Genomic DNA, 24849 nt, shown 5'->3' with positions numbered 1-24849 from the left:
GTGTTTATCACCCGGCCGCTCTCGGCGGGCTTGCTCGCAGCGGCCGTTCTGCTGCTGGTCGTCGTGCTCATGCCTTCCATCAAGGCCAAGCGCGAAGAGGCGTTTGTTGAGGATTGATCGCTAGTTACTCCGTCTTCTGGGCATGATGTAATCCGCGTTCTATAACAAAGGAGACCCCCATGACATCCCTGCGTTCTGCGCTGCTTGGACTTTGTATTGCGAGCGCCGGCTTCACGGCATTCGGTCAAATCAAGATAGGGCAGACCACGGGGGTCACCGGGGCTGTTGCGGCCACCGTCAAAGAAAGCAGCCTGGGAGCCCAGCTCTATCTGGACGCCACCAACGCCAAAGGTGGTGTGAACGGCGAGAAGATCGAGCTGATCACGCTGGACGACAAGTTCGACACCAAGCTGGCCGCGGCCAATGCGCGCGAGCTGATTGAGCAACGGGGCGTGCTGGCGCTGTTCATGACACGCGGCACCCCACACACCGAGGGCATCATCCCCCTCCTGGACCAACACGGTGTGCCACTGGTGGCTCCATCCACGGGCGCCATGGTGCTACACCAGCCCCTGAAAAAACATGTGTTCAACGTACGCGCCACCTACCAGCGCGAGGCTGAGCGCGCCATCACCCACCTGGCAGCCACCGGCGTCAACCGCATTGGCGTGGTGCACGTGGACGACAGTTTTGGCGCCGACGGCCTGGAGGGCACCCAAAAAGGCCTGACCGCCTCCAAACTGACCGCGATCGCCATTTCCAAGTTTGACCGCAGCAAGCCGGACTTCTCGCAAATTGCGCCGGCCATGGCAAAACTGAGCCCCCAGGCCGTCATGGTGATTGGCTCGGGCACCGCCGTGGTGGACGCCATCAGGGCACTCAAAGCCGCAGGCAGCGGTGCACAGTTCGTCACCCTGTCCAACAACGCATCCAGCGGCTTCATCAAATTGCTGGGCGACGACGCGCGCGGTGTGATCGTGAGCCAGGTGCTGCCGCAGTCGCAAAACTACGCCCTGGTGCAGGAAGCTGCCACCCTGGCCAAGACGCGTGACATCCTCGAAGTCAGCCCCGCCATGCTGGAGGGTTTTGCATCGGCCAAGGTGTTGGTGGAGGCCTTGCGCCGCGCAGGCCCCAAACCGACGCGCGAAAAACTGCAATCTGCACTGGAAAACCTGGGCAAGTTCGACCTGGGCGGCCTCATCCTGACCTTCACACCCACCGACCACACCGGCCTGGACTTCGCCGACCTGTCCATCATCTCGGCATCGGGCAAGTTCCGGCGCTAAACCTAGGGCACTCCATTCTTCAGGGGCGTTTTCACCCGGGTAGCACAAACACCACAACAGGCCGGGTGGCGTTGGAAAGCAAAACCGCATGTCGGTATACAAGCTGAAGAAATTCCATATCCACAGTCTGCGCGGTCGCCTTACCCTGTGGTTTGTGGGCCTGGCCTTGCTGACCCTGCTCAGCGTGGGGATCTATGTCGGCCAGTTGGCCACCCAGCAACGTGCGGCCTCGGTAGGGCAGGCATTGCATGCCACCGCCACAGCAGCAGCGCAACTGATGGGTGCCAGCCTGCGCGAGCGGGAGCTGGACATCGCGCTGCTTAGCCAGGAACTCCACGTCACACGGGGCCCGCTAGACCACCCGGACCTGCTGCAATCGTTGCAACTGCGCCGCCAGGCCCGCAATGAACTGGTGTGGCTGGGGGTGGTGGACGCGAATGGCACGGTCATACAGGCCATTGACGGCCTGCTGCAGGGCCAGTCGGTCGCCAAGCGGCCGTGGTTCGTGGCGGGCAAGGAGCGTGTGTTCACTGGCGACGTACACGAGGCCTTGCTGCTGGCCAAGCTCTTGCCTGCCAACACGTCGGGCGAACCCCTGCGCTTTATTGACTTTGCAGCACCCATCCGGAGTCGGGACGGGCAGCTGCTGGGCGTGGTGGGGGCCCATGCCAGCTGGAGCTGGGTGACCGATACGGTGCAGGCCGCCGCACAACAAACCGGCCGCAGCGCAGGAACCCAAATCCTGATCGTGGACCGCCAAGGCACCGTGCTGTATCCGCAAACCCTGGTAGACCAAGCCCGGCTAAAAAACGGTGTGGCCAACCCGCTACCGTATGCCACCGTGACCTGGGACGACGGACGTGACTACCTCACCAGCGAAGTGGTGGTGGATGCCCAAACCGACAACAACCTGGGCTGGCGCATTGTGGTGCGCCAGCCGCTGGACGACGCCCTGGCGCCCGCCCATGCCCTTCGCAACCGCCTGATCGGCCTGGGCGTGGTGGCAGCCATCCTGTTTGGCCTGCTGGCCCTGCCGCTGGCCCACACGGTGAGTCAGCCCATCGAAGAACTGGCCGAAGCGGCCCACCGGGTCGAGCAGCGTGTAGGTGAACCCCAGTACCCACAAAGCACCCGCTTGTTGGAGGTGCTGCAGCTCGGGCAATCCATGCGCTCGATGACAGCCTCGCTGCTGGCACGCGAGCAGGAGCTGGAAACCCTGAACCTGACCCTGGAGGCCCAGGTGCTGCAACGCACCCACGCACTGGCCGCGGCCAACCAGGAGCTGGAACGGCTGGCCACCCAGGATGCACTGACCGGGCTGCACAACCGCCGCCACTGCGATGAACGGGTCGCCGAATGTATGGCAATCAGCCAGCGCACCGGACACGCCTTTGCCCTGCTGATACTGGATGCCGACTACTTCAAGCGCATCAACGACCGCTTTGGACATGCCGCCGGCGATGCCGTGCTGCAACAGCTGGCCGAGGTGCTGCGTGCCCACACCCGCACCACCGACCTGGTTGCCCGCTACGGAGGGGAAGAGTTCGTCGTCGTGCTGTCGCAAAACCAGACCACCGAGGCGGTGGCGCTGGTGGCAGAAAAAATCCGTGCCGCCGTGGAGGCAACCGTCTTTCCCGAGGTTGGCCACGCCACAGTCAGCATTGGCACTTGCATGTGGGCCCCCGCGGACCGCAGTGTGGCGGCCCTGGTGCACCGCGCCGATGTGGCGCTCTACCAGGCCAAACAAAACGGGCGTAACCGGGTGGTGGCCGCACCGCCGCCCGGGCTGGCGCCCACTTGACAGTGGCCCGACCATCGCCGTGTTTATAGTGCGACCTCTGCCTCCCGGAACAGGTACCACACCATGCGCATTTGGCAACAAGCAGTCTCTATCGACATCCTGACCCAATCCAGCCGGAACACGGCAATCGAACACCTGGGCATCGAGTTCCTGGAAGTGGGCGACGATTTTTTAAGCGCGCGCGTGCCGGTGGACCCACGCACCCACCAGCCGTATGACCTGTTGCACGGCGGCGTGTCGGTGGTGTTGGCAGAGACCCTGGGCTCCTGCGGTGCTTTCTATTCCTCGCCCGAGGGCCACAGCGCCGTGGGCCTGGACATCAATGCCAACCACCTCAAGGGCGTGAAGACCGGCTGGGTCACTGGCGTGGCGCGCCCGGTACACCGGGGCCGCAGCACCCATGTGTGGCAGATTGACCTGCGCAACGAAGCGGGTGAGTTGACGTGTGTGTCACGTATCACCATGGCCATTCTTTCGCCGCGTTAGAACAGCGATACTGGGCGCACCACCGCAAACCACCGTGTCCTCCCGCCCCCATCCCCTGCTCACGCGCCGTGCGCTGCTGCTGGCCGCCGCCACTGGCGCAACCATGGGTGTCGATGCGCAGGAGAACCACCTGCTGCGGGTGGCGGTCCCCGAAGACGTGGCCTATGACTACGCCTTGTTTCTGGGTGCACGTGATGTTCAAAGCCTGCGAAGTTTTGACGGGCCGCATGCGCGACGCGATGTGATCGAGCTGGCGCTGCTGCTGCGCGAGGTCACCCGCGCCCTGCCCGGCACCAAGGTTCAACTGGTGCGCATCGACAGCTACCAGCGCACCCTGCTGGAGCTGCGCGCAGGCCGCGTAGACGTGCTGGGCACCACGGTGTGGAACAGCGACCTGCAAGGCCTGGGCGCCAGCGCCCTGCCCTCGCCCGCGCTGATTGCCGATGGCGACTTTGTGGTGGGCCTGTTCACCGCCCCCAACAACGCCGCGGCCCAACAAGCCCAATCCTTGCCCGCATTGCAAACCCTCAGGGTCGTCTCCAACAGCGACTGGAGTGCCGACTGGCGCACCTTGCAGGCCTTGGGCGTGCGCTCGCTGATGGATGTGAAAACCTGGCGCCAGATGGTGCTGGCCGTGGCACGCGGCCGGGCCGATGTGCTGCTGGCGCCGTTTCCCGCCACCCAAGACCTGCGCCTGGACGCCGAAGGCCAGCAGTTGGTGCCGCTGCGTGGCCGCGCCCTGGCCCTGGTGGGCTCGCGCCACCTGGCCGCGGCCACCACAGCAGCCGGCCGAGCCGTGGCCGACAAGGTGTTCCCCGCGCTAGCCGCCCTGATCAACACCGGCGCCGTGCGCCGCGCCTACCAAGAGTGCGGTTTTTACAACCCACGCACCAGTGGTTGGCGGGTAATTAATAGCCAAATACGGCCCTAGCCCTTTTGGATACTGCGCAAGCAGCTATTGTTTTAGTAGCGCATCAGCTCTGGTCTTTGGCCAACCGTTCGCTTTTCCAGTACACATCGTCGCCCACCGTGCCGTCCGTGCGGTAGCGGTTGAGCACCCGGGCCAGCACAAACATCAGGTCCGACAGGCGGTTCAGGTACTGGCGCGGCGTGTCTTTCAGGGCCTCTTGCGCTTCCAGCGCCACCACGGCGCGTTCGGCGCGGCGCGCCACGGTGCGGCACACATGGGCCTGGCTGGCAGCGCGCGTGCCGGCGGGCAAAATGAACTCTTGCAGGCGTGGCAGGTGTTCGTTGTGCTCCGCCAGCGCTTCGTCCAGCGCCAACACCGCCTCGGGCTTGAGCAGCTCGTAGCCGGGGATGGACAGCTCGCCCCCTAGGTTAAACAGCTGGTGCTGAATTTCTACCAGCAATGTGCGCACCCCTTCGGGCATGGGCTCGCAGAGCAAGAGGCCGATGTGGCTGTTGAGTTCGTCCACATCGCCCATGGCATGCACGCGCAGGCTGTCCTTGGAGACGCGGGTGTTGTCGCCCAGGCCGGTGGTGCCGTTGTCCCCGGTGCGGGTGGCGATTTGGGTGAGGCGGTTTCCCATGGGGCGGTCCTGGAGTCTGGAAGACAGCTATCGTAAACGCACCATGGGAAGCACAGTGGCCAGGTTAGCGGCGGACTGCGCGCACGCAATAGCCTGCATCCTTGGCGGTCATGTCAAACGTAATCGGCAGGAATGCTTCGATCACGCGCGCATTGGTACGGGCGTGTTCCGACAGCGTTGTTGCCCAATACTGTCCCGGCCGACCCTGCAAAGTGGCCAGGGCCAAGGGGATCATGAGCTGGTCTGCCAAGTGCTCGCCTACTGGTGCCTGATGCGCCAGATAGTCCTTCACCTCGCTCAAGACCTGGCGCGCAACCTCCTCCGCGCCCACTCCTTTTTCGCCATAGGCAGTCACCACCTCCGTGATGTGCTCGTACTGCAGGATCACTTGCAAGGCATTACCGGGGCCTTCATTGCTGCGCAGACCGCGGTTGCGCAACTGCGCATCGGACCAGTCCAGCGCGCGCTGCAGCACGCCCAACTCGCGCTCGGCCACATTCCTCGGGATGCCCGCGTGCAGCGCCTCAGCCCATGCGTCCACCACCTCACCGCGCTGCATCAAGTCGATGGCCGCAAGACCATGGGCCGGAGGCTGAATGCCCACATGCACCTCGCCACCACCCGCAGGGTAAAAGCCGTGGCGCTGCAGCTCCATGCTGAGCAAGGCAGGGCCTTCGCCCGAAAAATAAGGCACCGTGTGCTGCAGAAAACTGAATGAAGGCGCCATCGGGTTGTGCGTACCACCCTGCAACACCAGCTTGGAGGGTTTTGCCGCCATAACCAGCGGCCACAGCACCGTTTGGAGCACCAGCATGCAACTGCCCGCCGAACCCACCGCAAACGTGAAGTCACCCCCGTGGACCGGGCCCGGCTGAAACACCAGATGCGTGGCACCCAAGCCCACGGGGCTTTCGTCCTGCGCAAGCGCCCGGGAGTCCGCGCCACCCACAGCCACCGCCGCCTGCACGCAAGCCAAGTGCTGGCGCATCAGGCCTGGCTTGGGGCGCTTGGCGCGGATGTTGGCCAGCGTGAAAGGCTGTTGCGTCACCAGGCTCAGGGCCAGTGCCGTGCGTAGGATCTGGCCGCCACCCTCGCCCTGTGAACCGTCGATTTCAATCACGTCGTCTCTCCCTAACCTTTCACGCACACGATCTGCTTCAGGGTGTAAACCACTTCGACCAGATCGTTCTGCGCCGCCATCACGGCATCGATATCTTTGTAGGCCATCGGGATCTCGTCAATCACGTCGGCATCCTTGCGGCACTCCACGCCTTCGGTGGCACGCACCTGGTCTTCCACAGTAAACAGCTTCTTGGCCTTGGTACGGCTCATGGTGCGTCCGGCACCGTGGCTGCAGCTGTTGAAGCTGTCCGGGTTTCCCTTGCCGCGCACGATAAAGCTCTTGGCTCCCATGCTGCCGGGAATAATGCCCAGCTCACCCGCCTTGGCGCTCACGGCGCCCTTGCGGGTCACATACACATCCTGGCCGAAGTGGGTTTCCTTCTGCACATAGTTGTGGTGGCAGTTCACGGCTTCCAGGTGCGTCTCGAACGGCTTGGTAATCACCTTGCGCAGCGCGCCGATCACGGCTTGCATCATCACTTCGCGGTTCAGGCGCGCAAACTTTTGCGCCCAACCTACACCGCGCACATAGTCACCAAAGTACTGGGCCCCCTCTTCCAGATAGGCGAGGTCCTGGTCCGGCAGGTTGCGCTGGTGCTGCTCTGCATCCTTCTTGGCAAGTTCAATGAACAGGTTGCCAATGGCACCGCCCACGCCACGGGAGCCACTGTGCAGCATGATCCACACGCCACCGACCTCATCCAGGCAGATTTCGACAAAGTGGTTGCCACCACCCAGGGTGCCCATGTGGCGGTGGTTGTTGGTGTTCTTCAGGCGTGGGTAATCCAGGCAAATGGCATCGAATTCGTCTACCAGCTGCACCCAGGCGGTATCTGCCGTCACGGGCGGGTTGGTCCAGGCACCCACTTCGCGGTTGGAGCCATGGCGACGAAACTGCTTGGGGGCAGAACCGTGAGGCACTGCTTTTTCAATCTCGCTACGTAGCGGGCCCAGGCTGTCCGGCAGGTCCGCGGCCACCAGCGTGGTCTTGCAGGCCATCATGCCGCAACCGATATCCACTCCCACCGCAGCAGGAATGATGGCCTTCAGCGTGGGTACCACACTGCCAATGGTGGCACCGATGCCGTAGTGCACATCCGGCATCACAGCCACGTGACTGAACACAATAGGCAGCTTGGCCGTGTTTTCCAGCTGGCGCTGGGCGGACTCTTCAATGGGTACGCCGTTGGTCCACATCTTGACGGGCACGCCGCCTTCTACTTCGAGTTGTTGGTAGTTCATTTCTTCTCCCTATATATTTTCAAACCAAGTATGGCTTACACCACGTATCCCTCAACGTAGCTTCACCAGCCCGTTGAGCACGTTGTCCAAGCCACCAAACACAGAAATCTTGTCAATGCGCTCAGCAACACGCTCCAAGGTCTCAAGCTCTTTCATACGCAAAGCGATGGGGTTGTCTTCCATCAGCTTGGCAGTGTTCAACAGCGAGCGCGTGGCAGCGGTTTCTTCGCGGCGGCGGATCACATTGGCCTGGGCTGATTTCTCGGCTTCAACCACTTGGGCCAGGATGGTCTTCATCTCGCCGGGCAAGATGATGTCCTTCACACCCAGGCCTTCCAGCGTGATGCCTGCAGCCAGCAGCTTTTGCGCAGCGAAGTCCTTCACGATGGCATCGATGCTGGCCTTGTCTTCCAACAACTCGTCCAGCGTGCGGGTCCCCACCGCAGCGCGCAAACCAAACTGCAGTTCGCGGTACACCAGCTCCGAGGGTTTCGCCGTGTTGGCAAACGCCTTCCGCACATCGTCATAGCGCCAGGTCGCAGACAGGTTCAGGCGCAGGCCCACCTTGTCCTTGGTCAGAATGTCTTGGCCGCTGATCTCCAGCGCCTGCGAACGCAGGTCCACGCAATCCACCTGCACCTGGCGGTTGTAGCGCCAGAAGCCATACGCACCGGCACCCAACAGTTCCTGCTGCTTGCCATCGACGGTCAAAACACCCACGTGGTAATCAGGTACGTGCACCATCAGCACGCCAGCCAAGCCGGCCACAGGGCGTTGGCGCAACTGCGTCTGATTCAGCTTGGCCACCAGTTCCTTGGCCAGCTTCTCGGTCGCAGCGATGTCGACCATATCTACATGCACGTCGTTCAGACCCTTCCAATACAGCTTGCGGGTTGCAGGCGCCAGCACTTCTACCAGCACGCCGTTCTCATAGCGCAGGCCCACTTGGGCATCGGTCAGCGCAGCCTGCACAAACTCTTGGGCCACGACCTCGGGTTCCTTGGCCATGAAGTAGTCTGCTAGACCGTGCGTGAAGGCGGTCTGTTCCATCGCAAAGGTCTCGATGCGCACCTGCGCACCCAGCGTGCCAATCCAGTGTTGGCCGGGCTGCAACACGCGCTCGAAGTCGCCATTGCGCAGCAACAGGCCGCGTTCGTTTTTCTTGATGGTGATGCGCTTCAATCCCAACATTTTTATCTCTCCTCTTTCTGACAATTCGTTGATATGAAGGGCCGCAACAGCAACAGGCGCGGACTCCGGGTGCGGGCACTGTCTGACAGTGGTTTGAGATTACGGGGCTTTACCGGTCTCAGCACACTGGCAGTAGGTGTCGCAGGTCCTTTGTTCTGGCGACTGCTGCTGGTGGGGCTTTTGGGTCCCACGTGCGGCACTTCTCTTTTTCACTTCCAAGTAAGCTGGTTTTTTTACGACCAGCGTTCGGCGGGAATCGAACCCGCGACAGACGCATTAATAGTGCGTTGCTCTACCCTCTGAGCTACAGAACGGTGGCACCCAGGAATCGAACCTAGCGGGGTGGCTCCTCTACCCGAGCCACCCCTTGACCACATGCCGTTGTGCCCTACGTTTCCAGGTCGCGGCATACAAAGCATCACGGAACAACCCGGACTTCTTTGCACCAGCGGGGTCCGGCTACCCGGAAACCCCTGCTTGTCAGCGAACACCTTCTTGCGTAAGACGGTACCTGTATTGCAGAGGTCGTGCCAACTTTGTTCAAATTCGATTAGTTTTCCTAAGCCTTTGAATTTATTGGATATTTTTTCGAAATTGAATTGATCGGGATGAGTTTCAATTTTTTATTTCTATAAATTACTATTTATTCAGCTAGTAAACTAGCTGAATGAGAAAGACAGTCGTCATTGGATTCCTCGGCACGCAACTTGATTCGGGCCAAAGCGCGGCGCGTTGGGAGAAATGGCGGCCCACGTTGGCCCTCACGCAGCATGAGGATCTGGTCATTGACCGGCTGGAACTGTTTCATGACCGGCGCCACGTGACGTTGGCAGAACTGGTGCGGCAAGATATTGCTCAGACTTCCCCCAACACCGAGGTGAAGCTGGTGGAGATGCACCTCGCCAATCCCTGGGACTTTGGTGAGGTGTACGCAGCGCTCTACGACTGGGCATCTGCCTATCCCTTCGACACGACAAAAGAAAACTACCAGGCTCACATCACTACCGGCACCCACGTGGCGCAGATCTGCCTGTTTCTGTTGGTAGAAGCGCGTTTCCTCCCCGGGGTCCTCCTGCAAAGTGCGCCGCCCCGCGGGCGCCAGGGCCAAGGCCCGGGCAGCCACGAAATCATCGACCTGGATCTGTCGCGCTACGACGCCATTAACCAGCGCATGCACAGCGCCCAGCAGGACGCGCTGAACTTCCTGAAGAGCGGTATCGCCACGCGCAACGCTAATTTCAATGCCCTGATTGAGGAAGTGGAACGCGTGGCTGGGCAAAGCAAAGCCCCCATGCTGCTGACCGGCCCCACTGGTGCTGGCAAGTCCATGCTGGCGCGACGCGTATTCGAGTTGAAGAAAGCACGTCACCAACTCGAAGGCAGCTTTGTCGAAATCAACTGCGCCACGCTGCGTGGCGACGGAGCCGGCTCGACCCTGTTTGGCCACCGCAAAGGGGCTTTCACAGGCGCCGCAGCAGACCGTCCCGGCCTGTTGCGTGCCGCGCACCAAGGCTTGCTGTTTCTGGATGAGATCGGTGAGCTGGGACTGGACGAGCAAGCCATGCTGCTCAAGGCGGTAGAGGAAAAACGATTCTTCCCCATGGGCTCCGACAAGGAAATCCAGAGTGATTTCCAACTCATCGCAGGCACCAATCGGGACTTGCGGCTGGAGATTCGCGCGGGGCGCTTCCGCGAAGACCTATTTGCACGTATCAACCTCTGGACTTACACGTTGCCCGGTCTGGCACAGCGGCGCGAAGATATTGAGCCTAATGTGGACCACCAGCTGCGCAATGCGTCCCAGGAGTTGGGCAAGCAAGTACGCCTGACCGCAGAGGCGCGCACGGCTTACTTGCGCTTTGCCACTGCACCAGAAGCTCTCTGGAGCGGCAACTTCCGCGATCTGAGCGCGTCCGTCACACGCCTGGCCACACTGGCGGAGCACGGACGCATTGGTATCGGTTTGGTCGAAGCCGAAATCCAGCGCCTACGCTGGCAATGGAGCGATTTGCAAGATGCGGGGGCAGGCCACGCAGATGTTTCCGATCTGGAGACCTTGTTGGGAGGACGCTCGGCACAACTGGATCAGTTCGATCTGCTGCAACTGCAATCTGTGGTGGCAGTGTGCCGAGCACAGTCGTCACTGAGTGACGCGGGCCGGGTGTTGTTCAACGTATCGCGAACCCAGCGCAGTGTGGTGAACGATGCGGACCGACTCCGCAAATACCTGCTGAAGTTCGGAATGGACTGGGATACGGTTTCACGCTGAGCTGCAGCGCGTCATGAATTGGATTGGATCAAAATGGGGGATTGCCCGCATTGGAGACAAAAACTATGAACGCCCCCACCGCTTTGAACCACCTGCTACCCCAAGTACAGGCCCGCAACGTGCCCCCGGCCCTGCTGGACGCCCTCAAGGCGCGCTTTGGCGACCAGTTCTCCACCGCACTGGTGGTGCGCGAGCAGCACGGGCGGGACGAGTCCGCGTTTGACATTCCGCCGCCCGCGGCTGTGGTGTTTGCGCAGAACACGCAGGATGTGAGCGATGCCGTGAAGCTGGCCGCGCAGTACCTCGTTCCGGTGATCCCCTTTGGCGTGGGTTCGTCGCTGGAAGGCCACTTGCTGGCTGTGCAAGGCGGCATCAGCCTGGACGTGAGCCGCATGAACGCGGTGTTGTCCATCAATGCCGAAGACCTGACGGTGACCGTGCAACCCGGCGTGACGCGCAAGCAGCTCAATGACGAGATCAAATCCACCGGCCTGTTCTTCCCCATCGACCCCGGCGCCGACGCCACGATTGGCGGCATGAGCGCCACACGCGCCAGCGGCACCAACGCCGTGCGCTACGGCACCATGCGTGAGAACGTGCTGGCGCTGGAGGTGGTGACGGCCAGCGGTGAGGTGATCCGCACCGGCACACGCGCCAAGAAATCGTCCGCCGGCTACGACCTGACGCGCCTGCTGGTGGGCAGCGAAGGCACGCTGGGCGTGATCACCGAAGTGACCGTCAAACTCTACCCGCTGCCCGAGGCCGTGATGGCCGCGACCTGCTCGTTCAACAGCCTGGCCGACGCGGTGAACACCACTATCCAAATCATTCAGCTGGGCATACCGATTGCGCGCTGCGAGCTGCTGGACGCCAACACCATCCGTATGGTGAACGCGCACTCCAAACTCACGCTGCGCGAAGGCGCCATGTTGCTCATGGAGTTTCACGGCTCACCCGACAGCGTGAAGGAGCAGGTGCAGACCGTGCAGGACATTGCGGCCGACTTCGGTGGCGCGGCCTTCGAGTGGGCAGAGACGCCCGAGGAACGCACCCGCCTGTGGACCGCGCGGCACAACGCCTACTTTGCGGGCGTGCAGTCGCGCCCCGGCTGCAAGGCCATCACCACCGACGCCTGTGTGCCCATCTCGCACCTGGCCGACGCGTTGCTGGACAGCGTGACCGAGGCACAGGAGGCCGGCATCCCCTACTTCCTGGTCGGCCACGTGGGCGACGGCAACTTCCACATGGGTTACCTGATTGACCCCAAGCTGCCTGCCGAACGCGAGCTGGCCGAAAAGCTCAACCACCAGCTGGTCGAACGCGCCCTGAAGCTGGGCGGCACCTGCACGGGTGAACACGGCGTGGGCCTGCACAAGCAGGGCTTTCTGGTGGAAGAAACCGGCAACGGTGCGGTGGACATGATGCGCACCATCAAGCGCGCGCTGGACCCGCACAACATTCTGAACCCGGGCAAGATCTTCTCGTTGTAAGCGCCTGCCGCTTATTTGCAGCCAATCTGGTCTGCCGACACTGGGCAAGGCACATACCGCTCGCGGATCTGACGGAGCTCGCCGTCTTTGACCATGGCGTCCAGCGCGCGGTCAAAGTCGGCTGCAAACTGGGGCGTCAGTGCCTTTTTGCTCAACGCAAACATGCCGGGTTCCGAGGTGGTCACGATGGGTGTTTTGACGATGGCCTGCGACAGGCCCAGCGATTGGATCTCCAGCAGGCCGGTAGTTTCATCGGCAATCAGGCCGTCCAGCCGGTCCATGTCCATCATCTGCCAGGCACCCCGCCGGGCCGTGAACGGGGTGAGCAAAGCGGCAAAACGCGGGTCTTTTTGCAAGGCCTCAAACGAAGGGCCATAGGCCACCCCCATCTGGGCACCCAGGCGAAACGGCGTACCCAGCAGATCGGCGAGTTTGGTGATTTTGTATTTGTCGGCCACGGCCTTGCGCATGAACAGCACATTGGGCGAGCGGTTGACCGGCCGGGAAAACACGGCATAGACCTCGCGCTCGGGCCTGCGCAAGGCGCCCGGCAAGATGTCCAAGTGGCCCTCTTCGAGTTCCACCAGTGCGCGGGCCCAGGGCCGTTCCACAAACTGCGGCTGACAGCCCACACGCCTGAGTGCCGCACGCACCGTGTCTACATGCAGGCCTTTGAGTTCGCCATCGGGCCCGCGAAACGCATAGGGCGCGTCGTCAGACCATCGGACAGATTTGGTGCATTCGGCGGCCGTGGCGGTGGCGGCGATCAGACACACCACGCCCCCCCAGACCCAGGGCCTCAGACTTCTCACCGGCTCAGATCACTGCCACTTCGGCAATGGCATTGGCCATGTATTCAATCTTTTGCTGCATGTCCGCGTCGGTGTCGGCATGGCGCTGGGCGATGCTGCGGAAGGTGTCCTGCACCTGCAGGAAGGCATCGACCACATCGGGGTCGAAGTGGGCGCCACGGCCCTCGGTGAGGATCTCGACCGCACGTTCGTGCGGCACGCCATCCTTGTAGACCTTGTTGCTGATCAACGCGTCGTACACATCCGCCAGCGCCACGATGCGTGCCGAGAGCGGAATCTGCGCGCCCCACAGACCCTTGGGGTAACCGGAGCCGTCCCACTTCTCCTGGTGGCACAGCGTGATTTCTTTGGCGATGGTGAGCAGCGGTGAGACGCGGCCCAGGGTCTTCTCGGCACGCGCCAGGGCGTCGTGGCCCAGCGTGGTGTGGGTGCGCATGATGGCCACTTCTTCGGGCGTCAGGCGACCGGGTTTGAGCAGGATGCGATCAGGAATGCCCACGGTGCCCATGTCGTAGATCGGCACGCTGGTGAGCAGCATTTCCACATAGGTCGGCGTCAGCACATCGGCGTACGCCGGCAGGGTTTGCAACTGGGTGCACAAGGAGCGCACGTAGCGCTGCACACGCAGCATGTGGCTCTCGGTGTCGGAGTCGCGCAGCTCGGACAAGGTGGCCAGAGCAAATACCACCACCTGGGTGGCCTGCAGGGCATCCGCGGGGTCCAGGGTCGTGGCCACGGTGGGTGGGGTGGTGGTATCGGATGTCATGGGTTTTCTCCTGCAGGCGCAGACAGGGGCGCCTGGTACAGCCACACCATTTTGCCACCGGGTGTGCACAAGCTGGCGGTACAAATGTGCGGTGTTGCTTCAAAGTCCAAACTGACCAGCCAGGCGCCGGGGCGTAACTCAGCGCACGCCTTGTCCATGGCGCGGCCCATGCTCTCGGGCCGCTGGAATAGGTACACCATGTCGTAGGCCGACCAGTCAGCCTTCCAGATATCGCCCTGGCGCACGCGCGCCCAAGGGCAGCGCAGCGCACACAGGGCGCGCAGCGGCCAGCTCCATTCGATCCCGTGCAACTGGGCTTGCGGGTAGGCCAGGCGCAGCGCCTGCAGGCCATGGCCCAGGCCACAACCAGCGTCCAGCACTTGCGCACCGGCGGGCAAAGGCGCGTGGGTGGGCAGCTCGGTCAGCGCGTTCAGGGGTGTGGGAAACAGCGGCGCGTCGCGCCAGGCGTTTACGGGGTAGACCAACAGCAACAGACCCAGAGGTAAGAGCCAGGCCCAGGCCGGCACCGCGCTGCCGCCCAGCACGCCTAGCGTGAGCGCCAGCGACACCGGAAAGCCCGCCGCAATCAGTGCACGGCGCCACCAGCTGCCGCCCCACAGGCTCAGCAACACGCCCAGCGCACTGGCCAGGGCCAATGACCAAGGCAATGCCAAGCCCTGCTCCCACACGGTGCGAAACAGGGTCCAGCACAATACCCAGGCCACGATGGCCGGCAGCGGCCAGAGCCAGGTGGCCGGGTTCAGGCGCTGCCAGGGTTTAGGGGTCAAATAGGCCTCCAGCGCTTATAGAGTCTGCGCGAGCAGCTACTATTTTGATAGCGACTAGCGGTTGCCGCCAGGGGCCAGTCGTTCGATCAGGCCATTGAGCTCGTCGAGTGAGCCGAACTGGATCACCACCTCGCCCATCTCCTCTACACGGCCATGGCGCTTGACGCGTTTTTTCACCACCACCTCCACCTGGGCCATCAGCAGGTCGGACAGTTCTTCTTCCACACGTTTGAGGTCGCGCGATTTTTCCTTGGTCGGCTTTTGCGGCGTCAGCGAGAACTCGGCGCTCAGTTTCTTGACCAGGCTTTCCGCCTCGCGCACCGACATCTTCTTGGTGGCAATCTGGTTGGCCGCGGTGATTTGCGTGCCGCGGTCCAGCGCCAGCAGCGCACGCGCGTGGCCCATGTCCAGGTCACCCGCCATCAGCATGGTCTGCACCGGGTCGGCCAGATTCAGCAGGCGCAGCAAGTTGCTGGCAGCGCTGCGCGAACGGCCCACGGCCTGGGCCGCGGTTTCGTGCGTGAGGCCAAACTCCTTGATCAGGCGCTGCAAGCCCTGCGCTTCTTCCAGCGGGTTCAGGTCTTCGCGCTGGATGTTCTCGATGAGCGCCATGGCCGCAGCGGCCTCGTTGGGCACATCGCGCACCAGCACCGGCACGCTGTCCAGCCCGGCCAGCTTGGCCGCGCGGAAGCGACGTTCCCCGGCGATGATTTCGTAGATGGGGCGCTTGCGGCCGTCACCGAGATGTTGGGCCGCATCCGCCTCGTCGAGCTGGCGCACGAGGATGGGTTGCATGATGCCCTGCGCCTTGATGCTCTCGGCCAGCTCGTACAACGCGCCCTCGTCCATGCGCGTGCGCGGCTGGTAGACACCGGCCACCATGTCGGTCAGCAACAGGGTGTTGGGTGTGCCGGGGTTGCTGGGTGCCGCGTCAGCCGCGGGCGTGTCCTTCACCTTGGGGCCCAACAGGGCTTCCAGTCCCATGCCCAAACCTTTGGGTTTCTTCGTGACCATGTTGTTCTCTTTCTTTGAAATGCGGGTTCAGGCAGTGCGTGCTGAACTGCGTGTGATGAGGGCTTGCAGCCGGGCTTGACCATCCGCCCAGTCGCCCAGGCCGGTGTCGGCGTTGATGTGGCCGGCGGCGCCGTAGTCCACAAACTCGGCGCCCCAGGCAGCGGCAAATTGCTGTGCGCGGGCAAAAGTGCAATACGGGTCGTTCTGGCTGCCCAGCAGCTCGGCGGCAAAGGGCAGCCTGTCCATCACCACGGGCCACCAGCTCTTGAGGGCGGCGCGCAACTCGTCGCGCTCCGGGTCACCGGGCGCCACCAAGAAAGCAGCTTGCACCTTGTGCGTGTTTTGCGAATGCTGGGCCCAGGCAGCGGTGAGCATGCAGCCCAGGCTGTGCGCCACCAGCACCACGGGTGTGGGGGCAGCCAGCACGGCTTCTTCGAGCTGCATCATCCAGTCACCACGCAGCGGCTGCATCCAGTCGTGCTGCTGCACGCGTGTGTAGCCGTGCAGCGCCTCCCAGCGGCTTTGCCAGTGGGCGGCGCCGGAGTTCTGCCAGCCGGGCAGGATGAGAATGGTGGGGGCAGACATATTTGCTATGAATTCAGGAGCTGCTTGCGCAATATCGACGGGGGCTAGAGGCCTATTTAGCGTCAAATTGCGTCACATCACTTTGATGCGGTCGACCATCTCTTGCGCGAAGGTCACGAAGGCCTGCGCGCCCTTGGAGTTGGGGTCAAACACCACGCCGGGCACACCGTAGCTGGGTGCTTCGGCCAGGCGCACATTGCGCGGAATCACGGTGTTGAACACCTTGTCGCCAAAGTGGGCCTTGAGCTGGTCGCTGACCTGCTGCTGCAGCGTGATGCGCGGGTCGAACATGACGCGCAGCAGGCCGATGATTTGCAGGTCGTCGTTGAGGTTGGCCTTGACCTGCTTGATGGTGTTGACCAGATCGGTCAGACCTTCGAGCGCAAAGTATTCGCACTGCATGGGCACGATGACACCGTGGGCGCAGCACAGACCGTTCAGCGTGAGCATGCTCAAGCTTGGGGGGCAGTCGATCAGCACAAAGTCGTACTCGGCATCGACCACGGCCAGCGCCTGCTTGAGGCGTTTTTCGCGACGCTCAACCTCCACCAACTCCACTTCGGCGCCGGCCAGTTCGCGGTTGGCACCCAGGATGTCGTAACCGCAGCCGCCTTCGATCAACTTGGCGCTGGTGGTCCGCGCCTCAGCTACCGAGGCGGATTCGAGCAGGACGTCGTAAATGGTCAGCTCCAGCTTGCGCTTGTCCACGCCCGAGCCCATGGTGGCATTGCCCTGCGGGTCCAGGTCAATCATCAGCACGCGCTGCCCCACCTTGGCCAGGCCTGCCGCCAGGTTGACGGTGGTGGTGGTCTTGCCAACGCCACCCTTTTGGTTGGCAACGCAGAAAATTTTGGCCATAGAGCGCTTTACGTGAAGAGACTAGAAAACCGGTGCAGAGGGGGACAGCCGCTCAGCGCGACTGCAGGGCCAGCTTGATGCCAAAGCCGACCAGGAACAGGCCAGCCACTTTTTCCAGCACGCGGCCGATCTTGGGATTGGCGCGCATGCGCTCGGCCAGAAAGTGCGTAAGCAGCGTGGCGCCCAGGCCGTACAAGAAAGTGAGGAAGGCGATGGTGGCGGCCATGAAGGCGTAGGTCACCAGCCCTTGCTGGCTGGCACGGTCCACAAACAGCGGGAAGAAGGCCATGTAAAACAAGATGGCCTTGGGGTTGAGCAGCGTGATGAGCAAGGCCTGGCGCAGGTAGTGGCCGGCCTTGATGTTGAGCACGGGTGCAGCGCCGGGTTTGGCGGTCAGCATCTTGAAGCCCAACCAGGCCAAGTACGCAGCACCCATCCACTGCACGGCGTGGAAGGCATCAGGGTACGCGGCCAACAAGGCAGCCACACCGGCCACGGCGGACCACATGAGTACCTGGTCACCCAGGATGACGCCCAGCGTAGCGGCCAGTCCACCCGCAATGCCGCCCTTGCTGGTAGACGTCACCAACGCCAGATTGCCCGGGCCGGGAATGGCCAGAAACACGATGATGGTGATGACAAAAGTGCCGTAATCGGTGACGCCGAGCATGGTGGTTTTCTTTCAGGGGAAGGGCTGAGTTTACGTTGGAAATTCTGGGGGCTTTGTTGGGCTTAGCGGGTGTGTTGTTCTGGGGCAATGTTGCGACACCCTTTCTGAGCTCGCAGCGCGCTAGGGGCAAGCCCCGCCGTTCGTGTCCCCCGGGCCGTGAGGGCCCTCCTCCTTTACCTCACTTTGGGGCTCACCCCTACCACGCAGCTACGAGGAACGAATAGTTTTTCCACCGTTGCCAAACAAAGCACCTCGCGCAGGCTGGGTTGGGCTATGTCTTTTGCGCAGGTAAAGGAGGAGCCCGAAGGGCGGGGGACACGAAGCAAAAGGCATAGCCCAACCCAGCCCACCAAGCACAGTAGCGAGCAGAAACCTAAGAACGCTTCCGCATCCAAATAATGCACCGCTCCGCATCCAACCCCGGCACAGCCAGTTGTTCCACGTGAAACACTTCCACGGAAGCAGGCAGTGCAGCCATCTCCTCCGCCGGATGTTTGCCCTTCATCCCCATCCAGATCCCCTGCCCCGCCAGCGCCTTCTCCGACCAGGTCGTGAAATCCACCAAGGACGCAAAAGCCCGCGAGCTCACCACGTCGTAAGGCTCAGTCAAACTTTCTACCCGCGCATGGATGCCGCGCAGATTCGGCAGCTTCAGCGTCACCGCCACCTGTTGGATGAAAGCAGCTTTCTTGGCCACCGTGTCCACACAGTGCACCGTGATGTGCGGGCAGCAAATGGCAATCACGATGCCGGGCAAGCCGGCACCCGAACCCACATCGAGCAAGCGGGGTTTGTCTCCCACTACGCCCTGCTCGACCAACACCGCCAACTGCTTTTGCAATGGCGTGATCACCGCCAAGCTGTCCAGCAGGTGGTGCGTCAACATCTCATCGGGGTCACGCACGGCGGTCAGGTTGTAGACCTTGGTCCACTTCTGGATCAGGGCTAGGTAATCCAGCAGTGCGGTGATCTGCGCGTCATCCAACGACAGACCCAAGGCTGGCAGCGATTGCGCCAGTACTTCGCGGTGGTTCAGGTTAGGGGCAGGCAACAGACACCTCGTTGTTCAGTTTTGCGTAATCCATTTTTTCCTTGTCAGTCATTTTGGCCAACCGGGCGCGGCTCTTGTCCACCAACTGCCGCAACTGACGGCAACTGGCCAAGTCCAAGGGCAGGTTGGCACCCCGAGCCTGCTCCGCTTTCCATACCTTCGCAAACTCCGTCATGCAACGCTGCTGAAACTCGTTCAACAGACGCTTGGAGTCTGCCAGTTCCGCAGTCGAATCATGGCGCAGGGTCTGGCCCAGCTGCTCACCAATCTCCCGGCACTCGGGTGACATGCCGGCCGATATGCGCCGGTTCAGCGCCTTTTGTTTCGCGTCATGCGCCGCACTGGCCGGACTCTGGTCTGGCGCGGCACTCAGGTCGGTGGGTGGTTTGGGCTTGGTTGCCGATGGCGCAATCCCCGACACCGACGAACCCGTCTGGTCGGCGGCGCAGGCATGGTCGCTGAACATCACCTTGCCGTCGGCACCTTTGCACTTGTAGACCTCGGCCTGCGCGGGAACGCCCAAGACCAACAGCCCTGCAGCCACCAGGCCGATGCGAAAAAACGGCATCGTCATCAATCCCAGCAGTTGGCCGTCTGGCCCTGCGAGTGCACCCAGTAACGGCCGTAGCCACCAATGCCGGGACCCAATTTGCCCTGCAGCGCCCAGACATCGCCGCGGGCTTCGTGGTCGTAGTGCTGGTCGTCCAGGTGGTTGCCACCGTCGGCAAAGGTGGCCATGCGCCAGCCTGGGCCCAACTCGCGTTCACACATCACATTGGCTTTCATTTCGGAATCCAGCGTGGCGCCCATCACCGCCTGGGTGGCGGCCAACTCACTGCGGCTCCAACCGCTGCCGCTCAGGCCACCGGGTCGGGGCAAGTCGCCCTTCTTGATGCACAAGACCGGCAACACGATGCGGCAGCTGGTGTCGCCCACATTGGGATTGCAGGCACCCTTATAGGCGCGGTCCAGCGTGGATTCGCCTGCGTCGCAGACCATATTGGCCACGTCTTTGGGATCCTTGTCTTCCAGCGGAGCCAGGCCAAAGGTCAGGCCATAACCAATCGGTTTGTTGCCGGCAGGTTCGGGTGCGCTGGCGGCAGGGGTGAGGGGCGCACCCGATGGGGCCACCGCCACAGGCGGGGTTTTGGGAGCGGTGCATTTCTTCAGCATCAGGGGGATCACCAGAATCCCCACCAAAGTCAACACCAGAACAATCGCACGCGGCATGCACAGCCCTCCCCGGCCCGTTGGAAAAAGGGGCTAGTTTACGCTGCCACTTTTTCGGCAAAGCCGCGGAAGTTGCCCTTCTTCAGATGGATCAGCAGCAGCGAGATGGTGGCCGGCGTGATGCCCGACAGGCGCGAGGCCTGGCCCAAGGTTTCGGGCCGGTACTTGTTCAGGCGCTGGCGCGCCTCGATGCTCAGGGCACCCACCTGCAGGTAGTCCAGTTCGGCCGGCAGGCGCAGGTTCTCGTAATGGGCGGCGCGCTCCACTTCATCCTTCTGGCGGTCGATGTAGCCAGAGTACTTGGCGGCAATCTCCACCTGCTCCACCACGGCCGCCACAAAGGCGTCTTGTGCCGCCGCTTCCACGCTGAGTGGCGCATCCGTGGTTTCACGTGAAACAGGTGGCGGCAGATCGCGGTTGGCGTACTTGCCGTGGTCCAGCGACATCAATGCGGCGTAGCTGATGTTGGGGCGGCGCAACAGGTCACCCAAGTTGTATTCGTGGTCAATGGCCTTGCCCAATACGCGTTCGGATTCCTCGGCGGCCAGGTTGCGCGGGTTCACCCAGATGCTGCGCAGGCGTTCTGTTTCACGTGAAACAGCATCGCGCTTGCGGCTGAACGCATCCCAGCGTGCATCGTCCACCAGGCCCAACTGGCGGCCGACTTCGGTCAGCCGATCGTCGGCATTGTCCTCGCGCAGCTGCAGGCGGAACTCGGCCCGGCTGGTGAACATGCGGTAGGGTTCGGTCACACCCTTGGTGATCAGGTCATCCACCAACACGCCCAGGTAAGCTTGGTCGCGGCCGGGCAACCAGGTGTCGCCCGCAAAGCTGATGGCGCCCGCCGCACTGGCCGCGGCATTGCCACCGCCCAAACTGCGCACCTGCAGCGCGGCGTTGATGCCGGCAAACATGCCCTGGGCCGCCGCCTCTTCATAACCCGTGGTGCCGTTGATCTGGCCAGCGAAGAACAGGCCACCGATCTGGCGTGTCTCGAAACTGCTCTTCAGGCTGCGGGGGTCAAAGTAGTCGTACTCGATGGCGTAGCCCGGGCGCAGGATGTGGGCGTTCTCCAGCCCGGCCATGCTGCGCACCAGGTCGTACTGCACATCGAACGGCAGGCTGGTGCTGATGCCGTTGGGGTAGTACTCGTGCGTGGTCAGGCCCTCGGGTTCCAGGAAAATCTGGTGGCTGTCCTTGTCGGCAAAGCGGTTGATCTTGTCTTCCACGCTGGGGCAGTAGCGTGGGCCCACGCCTTCGATCTTGCCGGTGAACATGGGGCTGCGGTCAAAGCCGGAGCGGATGATGTCGTGCGTGCGCTCGTTGGTGTGGGTGATCCAGCACGGCACCTGCTGCGGGTGCATGGCCACATTGCCCATGAAGCTGGCCACTGGCATCTGATCGCTCATGCCGCCGGGCACGCCGTCACCGGGCTGGATGATGCACTTGCTGAAGTCGATGCTGCGGCCATCCAGGCGCGGTGGCGTGCCGGTCTTCAGACGGCCCTGCGGCAGCTTGAGTTCCTTCAAGCGCGCCGACAAGGACACCGCAGGCGGATCCCCTGCCCGGCCGGCGGCGTAGTTGTTCAAGCCCACGTGGATCTTGCCGTCCAGGAAAGTCCCGGCCGTCAGCACCACGGTCTTGGCGCGGAACTGGATGCCCACCTGCGTGACGGCGCCGACTACGCGGTCGCCTTCGATCATCAGGTCGTCCACCGCCTGCTGGAACAACCAGAGGTTGGGCTGGTTTTCCAGCATGCGACGGATGGCGGCCTTGTACAGAACCCGGTCGGCCTGGGCGCGCGTGGCACGCACGGCCGGGCCTTTGCTGCTGTTGAGAATGCGGAACTGGATACCCGACTCGTCGGTGGCCAAGGCCATCGCACCGCCCATGGCGTCCACCTCTTTGACCAGGTGGCCTTTGCCAATGCCGCCGATGCTGGGGTTGCAGCTCATCTGGCCCAGGGTTTCGATGTTGTGGGAGAGCAGCAGCGTCTTGCTGCCCATGCGGGCGGCAGCAAGCGCAGCCTCGGTGCCGGCATGGCCGCCGCCAACGACGATGACATCGAAATCTTGTGGGTACAACATGGTGTTCTATTCGGGCGCACCTAAAGACAGGGGATGTGCGCCAAGTGAGGGGGAAGGGCGTGATTTTACTGGTTGCCTGATTTTTTGGCACGCGGCGGGTTCTTGGGTTCTTGTTGGGCGGCCTTACCTCCAGATCAAGCGGGGCGGGTACTCTGCGCCGTTCGTGTCCCCCGGCCCGTGAGGGGCCTCCTCCTTTACCTCACTTTGCAGAGCACCCACCCCACTTGACCCTCCACCGTGTTCGCACTCAACCATTGGCATGCGACGCACCGAGCGGCAGGGGTGGGGTATGCGTTTTGCGTAGGTAAAGGAGGAGGGCCCTCACGGCCCGGGGGACACGGAGCAAAACGCATACCCCACCCCTGCCGCGGGCAAGCAAAAGAAACCCATGTTTGGGACAATCCAACCCATGACCAAACTCCTGATCTTCGCGGGCAGCACCCGCCAACACTCCTTCAACCGCCGCCTCGCCCACGTGGCCACCGCCCTGGCCCGTGACGCAGGCGCAGAGGTAACGCACCTGGAACTGGCGGACTTCAACATCCCGCTTTACAACGCCGACCTCGAAGCCACAGGTACCCCGCCCGATGTGATCCGCCTCAAAGAAATCATGGAGGCGCACCCGGCCTGGATCATCGTCTCGCCCGAGTACAACGGCAGCTACACCGGCCTGATGAAGAACACGCTGGACTGGGCCAGCAGCCCGGTCAAGGGCCACCCAGTCTGGGCGGATGGCGAGAAGCCGTTTGCCGGCAAGGTGGTAGGGCTCTTGAGCGCGTCGCCCGGCGCCCTGGGAGGTTTGCGCTCACTCAGCCATTTGCAGCCACTGCTACTCGCCCTGCACTGCTGGCTCGCGCCCAAACAGTTTGCGCTGGGCTCTGCCGGCAAGGCATTTGACGAACAGGGCCAGCTCATCGAAGAACGCCAGCGCCGCGGTGTGCAGGCCGTGGTGGACCAGGTGTTGTGGGCGGCACCCCGTCTGGGCACGGATTAAGTGCCAAATCGGGGTCTAGCCCTTATGGAGTGTGCGCAAACAGCTACTAATTTAATAGCAAACTAGCCCACCACCGCGCCGCACTCAGAACGGGTAGTGGCGCGGTGTGGTCTGCAGCGTGATCCAGCGCAGTTCGGTGAACTCGGCCACACCGGCCTTGCCACCAAAACGGCCCATGCCGCTGCCCTTCACACCGCCAAACGGCATTTGTGCTTCGTCGTGCACCGTAGGGCCGTTCACATGGCAGATGCCTGAGTCAATGCGGCGCGCCACGTTGAAGGCACGCGCGATGTCCGCGCCAAACACGGCGGACGACAGGCCGTACTCGTTGTCATTGGCGCAGGCCACCGCCTCTTCCACACCGTTCACACGCACCACGCATTTCACCGGGCCAAAGGTTTCCTCGTGGTAGATACGCATGGCGGGCGTCACATGGTCCAGCACGGTGGCGGCCATCAGTGTGTTTTGCGCTTTGCCGCCGCACAGCAGCTTGGCGCCCTTGGCCAGCGCGTCGTCGATCAGCGCGTTGCAATGCTCCACCGTGTTCATACCGATCACCGAGCCCAGCACCACGGGCTCTGGCTTGCGCGGGTCGCCCACGGGCAGTCCGCCGGCCTTGGCCGCAAACTGCTTGGTGAAGGCGTCGGCAATCTTCTGGTCCACGATGATGCGCTCGGTCGACATGCAAATCTGCCCGCTGTTGGCAAAGCTGCCAAAGGCTGCGCCGTTCACCGCGTCCTCAATCACCGCGTCGTCCAGAATCACCAGCGGCGCCTTGCCGCCCAGCTCCAGCACCACGGGTTTCAAATACTTGGCACAGGTCAGCGCAATGATCTTGCCCACCTTGGTGGAGCCGGTGAAGTTGACGCGGCGCACTGCCGGATGGGCCACGATGGCCTCCACCACCGCGCCCGCATCGGCCGGCGCGTTGGTGATGTAGTTCACCACACCGGCCGGGAAACCCGCGTCGGCAAAGGCTTCAATAATCAGCTGGTGCGTGCGCGGGCAGTTTTCGCTGCCCTTGAAGATCACCGTGTTGCCGCAGGCCAGCGGCGTGGCAATGGCGCGCACGCCCAGGATGATGGGCGCATTCCACGGCGCAATGCCCAGCACCACACCCGCAGGCTGGCGCACACCCATGGCCAGGCTGCCGGGCACGTCGGACGGAATCACCTCGCCGCTAATCTGTGTAGTCAGCGACGCGGCCTCGCGGATCATGCCCGCGGCCAGGTGCACGTTAAAGCCCGCCCACATGCCAGTGCCACCGGTCTCGGCGCCCACGGCTTCAATGAACTGCGGCGTCTTGGCCTCCAGCGCGTCGGCGGCCTTGAGCAGCAGCGCGCGGCGCTCACCAGGGCCAGTCTGGCTCCAGGTCTTGAAGGCCTCGGCCGCAGCATCGGCGGCCATCACGGCGTCGGCCACCGAGGCTGCGGGCGCACGCGTGGCCACACTGCCGTCCAGCGGGTTGCGCCGCTCAAAGGTGGCGCCCTTCTCGGCGGTGACTTTGAGGCCATTGATCAGCATGGACAAATCGGACATGGGGTTCTCCTAAAAATT

23 protein-coding genes, 1 tRNA gene and 1 pseudogene are annotated in these 24849 nt (G+C 62.7%); 8 read left to right on the top strand and 17 right to left on the bottom strand.

What is annotated here, in order from left to right; translation table 11 throughout:
• The 5 genes and pseudogenes from AC097A_RS18995 to AC097A_RS18975 form a co-directional block, all read left to right on the top strand.
• Nucleotides 1–117 (top strand): annotated as a pseudogene (locus AC097A_RS18995) (tripartite tricarboxylate transporter permease); the annotation flags it as partial.
• A gap of 62 nt (nucleotides 118–179) precedes the next feature.
• Nucleotides 180–1286 (top strand): ABC transporter substrate-binding protein, encoded by a 1107-nt coding sequence (locus tag AC097A_RS18990; protein WP_479622045.1) that lies wholly within the window; start codon nucleotides 180–182, stop codon nucleotides 1284–1286.
• Nucleotides 1287–1374: 88 nt separating this feature from the next.
• A complete protein-coding gene (locus AC097A_RS18985) occupies nucleotides 1375–3087 on the top strand; it encodes a sensor domain-containing diguanylate cyclase (protein WP_479622044.1) in 1713 nt (570 codons plus the stop codon).
• A 63-nt stretch (nucleotides 3088–3150) separates the two neighbouring features.
• Nucleotides 3151–3573, top strand: coding sequence for a hotdog fold thioesterase (locus tag AC097A_RS18980; RefSeq protein ID WP_479622043.1), 423 nt, complete (start codon nucleotides 3151–3153; stop codon nucleotides 3571–3573).
• 34 nt (nucleotides 3574–3607) lie between these two features.
• Nucleotides 3608–4504, top strand: a complete 897-nt coding sequence (locus AC097A_RS18975) for a hypothetical protein (RefSeq protein ID WP_479622042.1) — start codon at nucleotides 3608–3610, stop codon at nucleotides 4502–4504.
• 43 nt (nucleotides 4505–4547) lie between these two features.
• Here the strand turns inward: AC097A_RS18975 and AC097A_RS18970 are convergent, their stop codons facing one another.
• From AC097A_RS18970 to AC097A_RS18950, 5 genes are all read right to left on the bottom strand, one after another.
• A complete protein-coding gene (locus AC097A_RS18970) occupies nucleotides 4548–5123 on the bottom strand; it encodes a cob(I)yrinic acid a,c-diamide adenosyltransferase (RefSeq protein WP_479622041.1) in 576 nt (191 codons plus the stop codon).
• 64 nt (nucleotides 5124–5187) lie between these two features.
• On the bottom strand, nucleotides 5188–6243 hold the full coding sequence (rtcA, locus tag AC097A_RS18965) for an RNA 3'-terminal phosphate cyclase (protein ID WP_479622040.1): 1056 nt from the start codon (nucleotides 6241–6243) through the stop codon (nucleotides 5188–5190).
• Between the two features lie 11 nt (nucleotides 6244–6254).
• On the bottom strand, nucleotides 6255–7487 hold the full coding sequence (locus AC097A_RS18960) for an RtcB family protein (protein WP_479622039.1): 1233 nt from the start codon (nucleotides 7485–7487) through the stop codon (nucleotides 6255–6257).
• Between the two features lie 51 nt (nucleotides 7488–7538).
• A complete protein-coding gene (locus AC097A_RS18955; protein ID WP_479622038.1) occupies nucleotides 7539–8678 on the bottom strand; it encodes a slipin family protein in 1140 nt (379 codons plus the stop codon).
• A gap of 241 nt (nucleotides 8679–8919) precedes the next feature.
• Nucleotides 8920–8992 (bottom strand) — tRNA-Asn (locus tag AC097A_RS18950).
• A gap of 353 nt (nucleotides 8993–9345) precedes the next feature.
• On the opposite strand from AC097A_RS18950, the gene rtcR reads away from it, so the two are divergent.
• The gene (gene rtcR / locus AC097A_RS18945) at nucleotides 9346–10947 is read left to right on the top strand and encodes an RNA repair transcriptional activator RtcR (RefSeq protein WP_479622037.1); all 1602 of its coding nucleotides are present in this window, start codon (nucleotides 9346–9348) and stop codon (nucleotides 10945–10947) included.
• A 65-nt stretch (nucleotides 10948–11012) separates the two neighbouring features.
• Nucleotides 11013–12437, top strand: a complete 1425-nt coding sequence (locus tag AC097A_RS18940) for an FAD-binding oxidoreductase (protein ID WP_479622036.1) — start codon at nucleotides 11013–11015, stop codon at nucleotides 12435–12437.
• An 11-nt stretch (nucleotides 12438–12448) separates the two neighbouring features.
• Here AC097A_RS18940 and AC097A_RS18935 read toward each other — a convergent pair whose 3' ends face one another.
• The 11 genes from AC097A_RS18935 to mnmG form a co-directional block, all read right to left on the bottom strand.
• On the bottom strand, nucleotides 12449–13213 hold the full coding sequence (locus AC097A_RS18935) for a substrate-binding periplasmic protein (RefSeq protein WP_479622035.1): 765 nt from the start codon (nucleotides 13211–13213) through the stop codon (nucleotides 12449–12451).
• Between the two features lie 40 nt (nucleotides 13214–13253).
• Nucleotides 13254–14015, bottom strand: coding sequence for an HD-GYP domain-containing protein (locus tag AC097A_RS18930; RefSeq protein WP_479622034.1), 762 nt, complete (start codon nucleotides 14013–14015; stop codon nucleotides 13254–13256).
• Nucleotides 14012–14803 (bottom strand): class I SAM-dependent methyltransferase, encoded by a 792-nt coding sequence (locus tag AC097A_RS18925; protein ID WP_479622033.1) that lies wholly within the window; start codon nucleotides 14801–14803, stop codon nucleotides 14012–14014. Before AC097A_RS18925 ends, AC097A_RS18930 begins: the two co-directional genes overlap by 4 nt.
• Nucleotides 14804–14857: 54 nt before the next feature.
• The gene (locus AC097A_RS18920) at nucleotides 14858–15817 is read right to left on the bottom strand and encodes a ParB/RepB/Spo0J family partition protein (protein WP_479622032.1); all 960 of its coding nucleotides are present in this window, start codon (nucleotides 15815–15817) and stop codon (nucleotides 14858–14860) included.
• A 27-nt stretch (nucleotides 15818–15844) separates the two neighbouring features.
• Nucleotides 15845–16402 carry an RBBP9/YdeN family alpha/beta hydrolase gene (locus tag AC097A_RS18915; RefSeq protein WP_479622031.1) on the bottom strand — a complete coding sequence of 186 codons (558 nt, stop codon included), beginning with the start codon at nucleotides 16400–16402 and terminating at the stop codon, nucleotides 15845–15847.
• Nucleotides 16403–16474: 72 nt separating this feature from the next.
• On the bottom strand, nucleotides 16475–17260 hold the full coding sequence (locus AC097A_RS18910; protein WP_479622030.1) for a ParA family protein: 786 nt from the start codon (nucleotides 17258–17260) through the stop codon (nucleotides 16475–16477).
• A 52-nt stretch (nucleotides 17261–17312) separates the two neighbouring features.
• On the bottom strand, nucleotides 17313–17930 hold the full coding sequence (locus AC097A_RS18905) for a LysE family transporter (protein ID WP_479622029.1): 618 nt from the start codon (nucleotides 17928–17930) through the stop codon (nucleotides 17313–17315).
• Between the two features lie 373 nt (nucleotides 17931–18303).
• On the bottom strand, nucleotides 18304–18981 hold the full coding sequence (gene rsmG / locus AC097A_RS18900) for a 16S rRNA (guanine(527)-N(7))-methyltransferase RsmG (RefSeq protein ID WP_479622028.1): 678 nt from the start codon (nucleotides 18979–18981) through the stop codon (nucleotides 18304–18306).
• Nucleotides 18968–19555 carry a DUF4124 domain-containing protein gene (locus AC097A_RS18895; RefSeq protein WP_479622027.1) on the bottom strand — a complete coding sequence of 196 codons (588 nt, stop codon included), beginning with the start codon at nucleotides 19553–19555 and terminating at the stop codon, nucleotides 18968–18970. Before AC097A_RS18895 ends, rsmG begins: the two co-directional genes overlap by 14 nt.
• Nucleotides 19555–20211: a hypothetical protein gene (locus AC097A_RS18890; protein ID WP_315480980.1), complete on the bottom strand. Its 657-nt coding sequence runs from the start codon at nucleotides 20209–20211 to the stop codon at nucleotides 19555–19557. The genes AC097A_RS18895 and AC097A_RS18890 overlap by 1 nt, the downstream gene beginning before the upstream one ends.
• Before the next feature lie 38 nt (nucleotides 20212–20249).
• Nucleotides 20250–22298: a tRNA uridine-5-carboxymethylaminomethyl(34) synthesis enzyme MnmG gene (gene mnmG, locus AC097A_RS18885; protein WP_479622026.1), complete on the bottom strand. Its 2049-nt coding sequence runs from the start codon at nucleotides 22296–22298 to the stop codon at nucleotides 20250–20252.
• 409 nt (nucleotides 22299–22707) lie between these two features.
• Between mnmG and AC097A_RS18880 the strand changes: the two genes are divergently transcribed.
• Nucleotides 22708–23292 (top strand): NADPH-dependent FMN reductase, encoded by a 585-nt coding sequence (locus AC097A_RS18880; RefSeq protein WP_479622025.1) that lies wholly within the window; start codon nucleotides 22708–22710, stop codon nucleotides 23290–23292.
• An 84-nt stretch (nucleotides 23293–23376) separates the two neighbouring features.
• On the opposite strand, the gene AC097A_RS18875 is transcribed toward AC097A_RS18880, so the two are convergent.
• Nucleotides 23377–24831 (bottom strand): aldehyde dehydrogenase, encoded by a 1455-nt coding sequence (locus tag AC097A_RS18875; protein ID WP_105260180.1) that lies wholly within the window; start codon nucleotides 24829–24831, stop codon nucleotides 23377–23379.
• Nucleotides 24832–24849 lie beyond the last annotated feature (18 nt).

Source organism: Rhodoferax sp. XS2R6, assembly GCF_056521365.1.
This window is presented reverse-complemented; position numbering and strand designations above follow the sequence as displayed.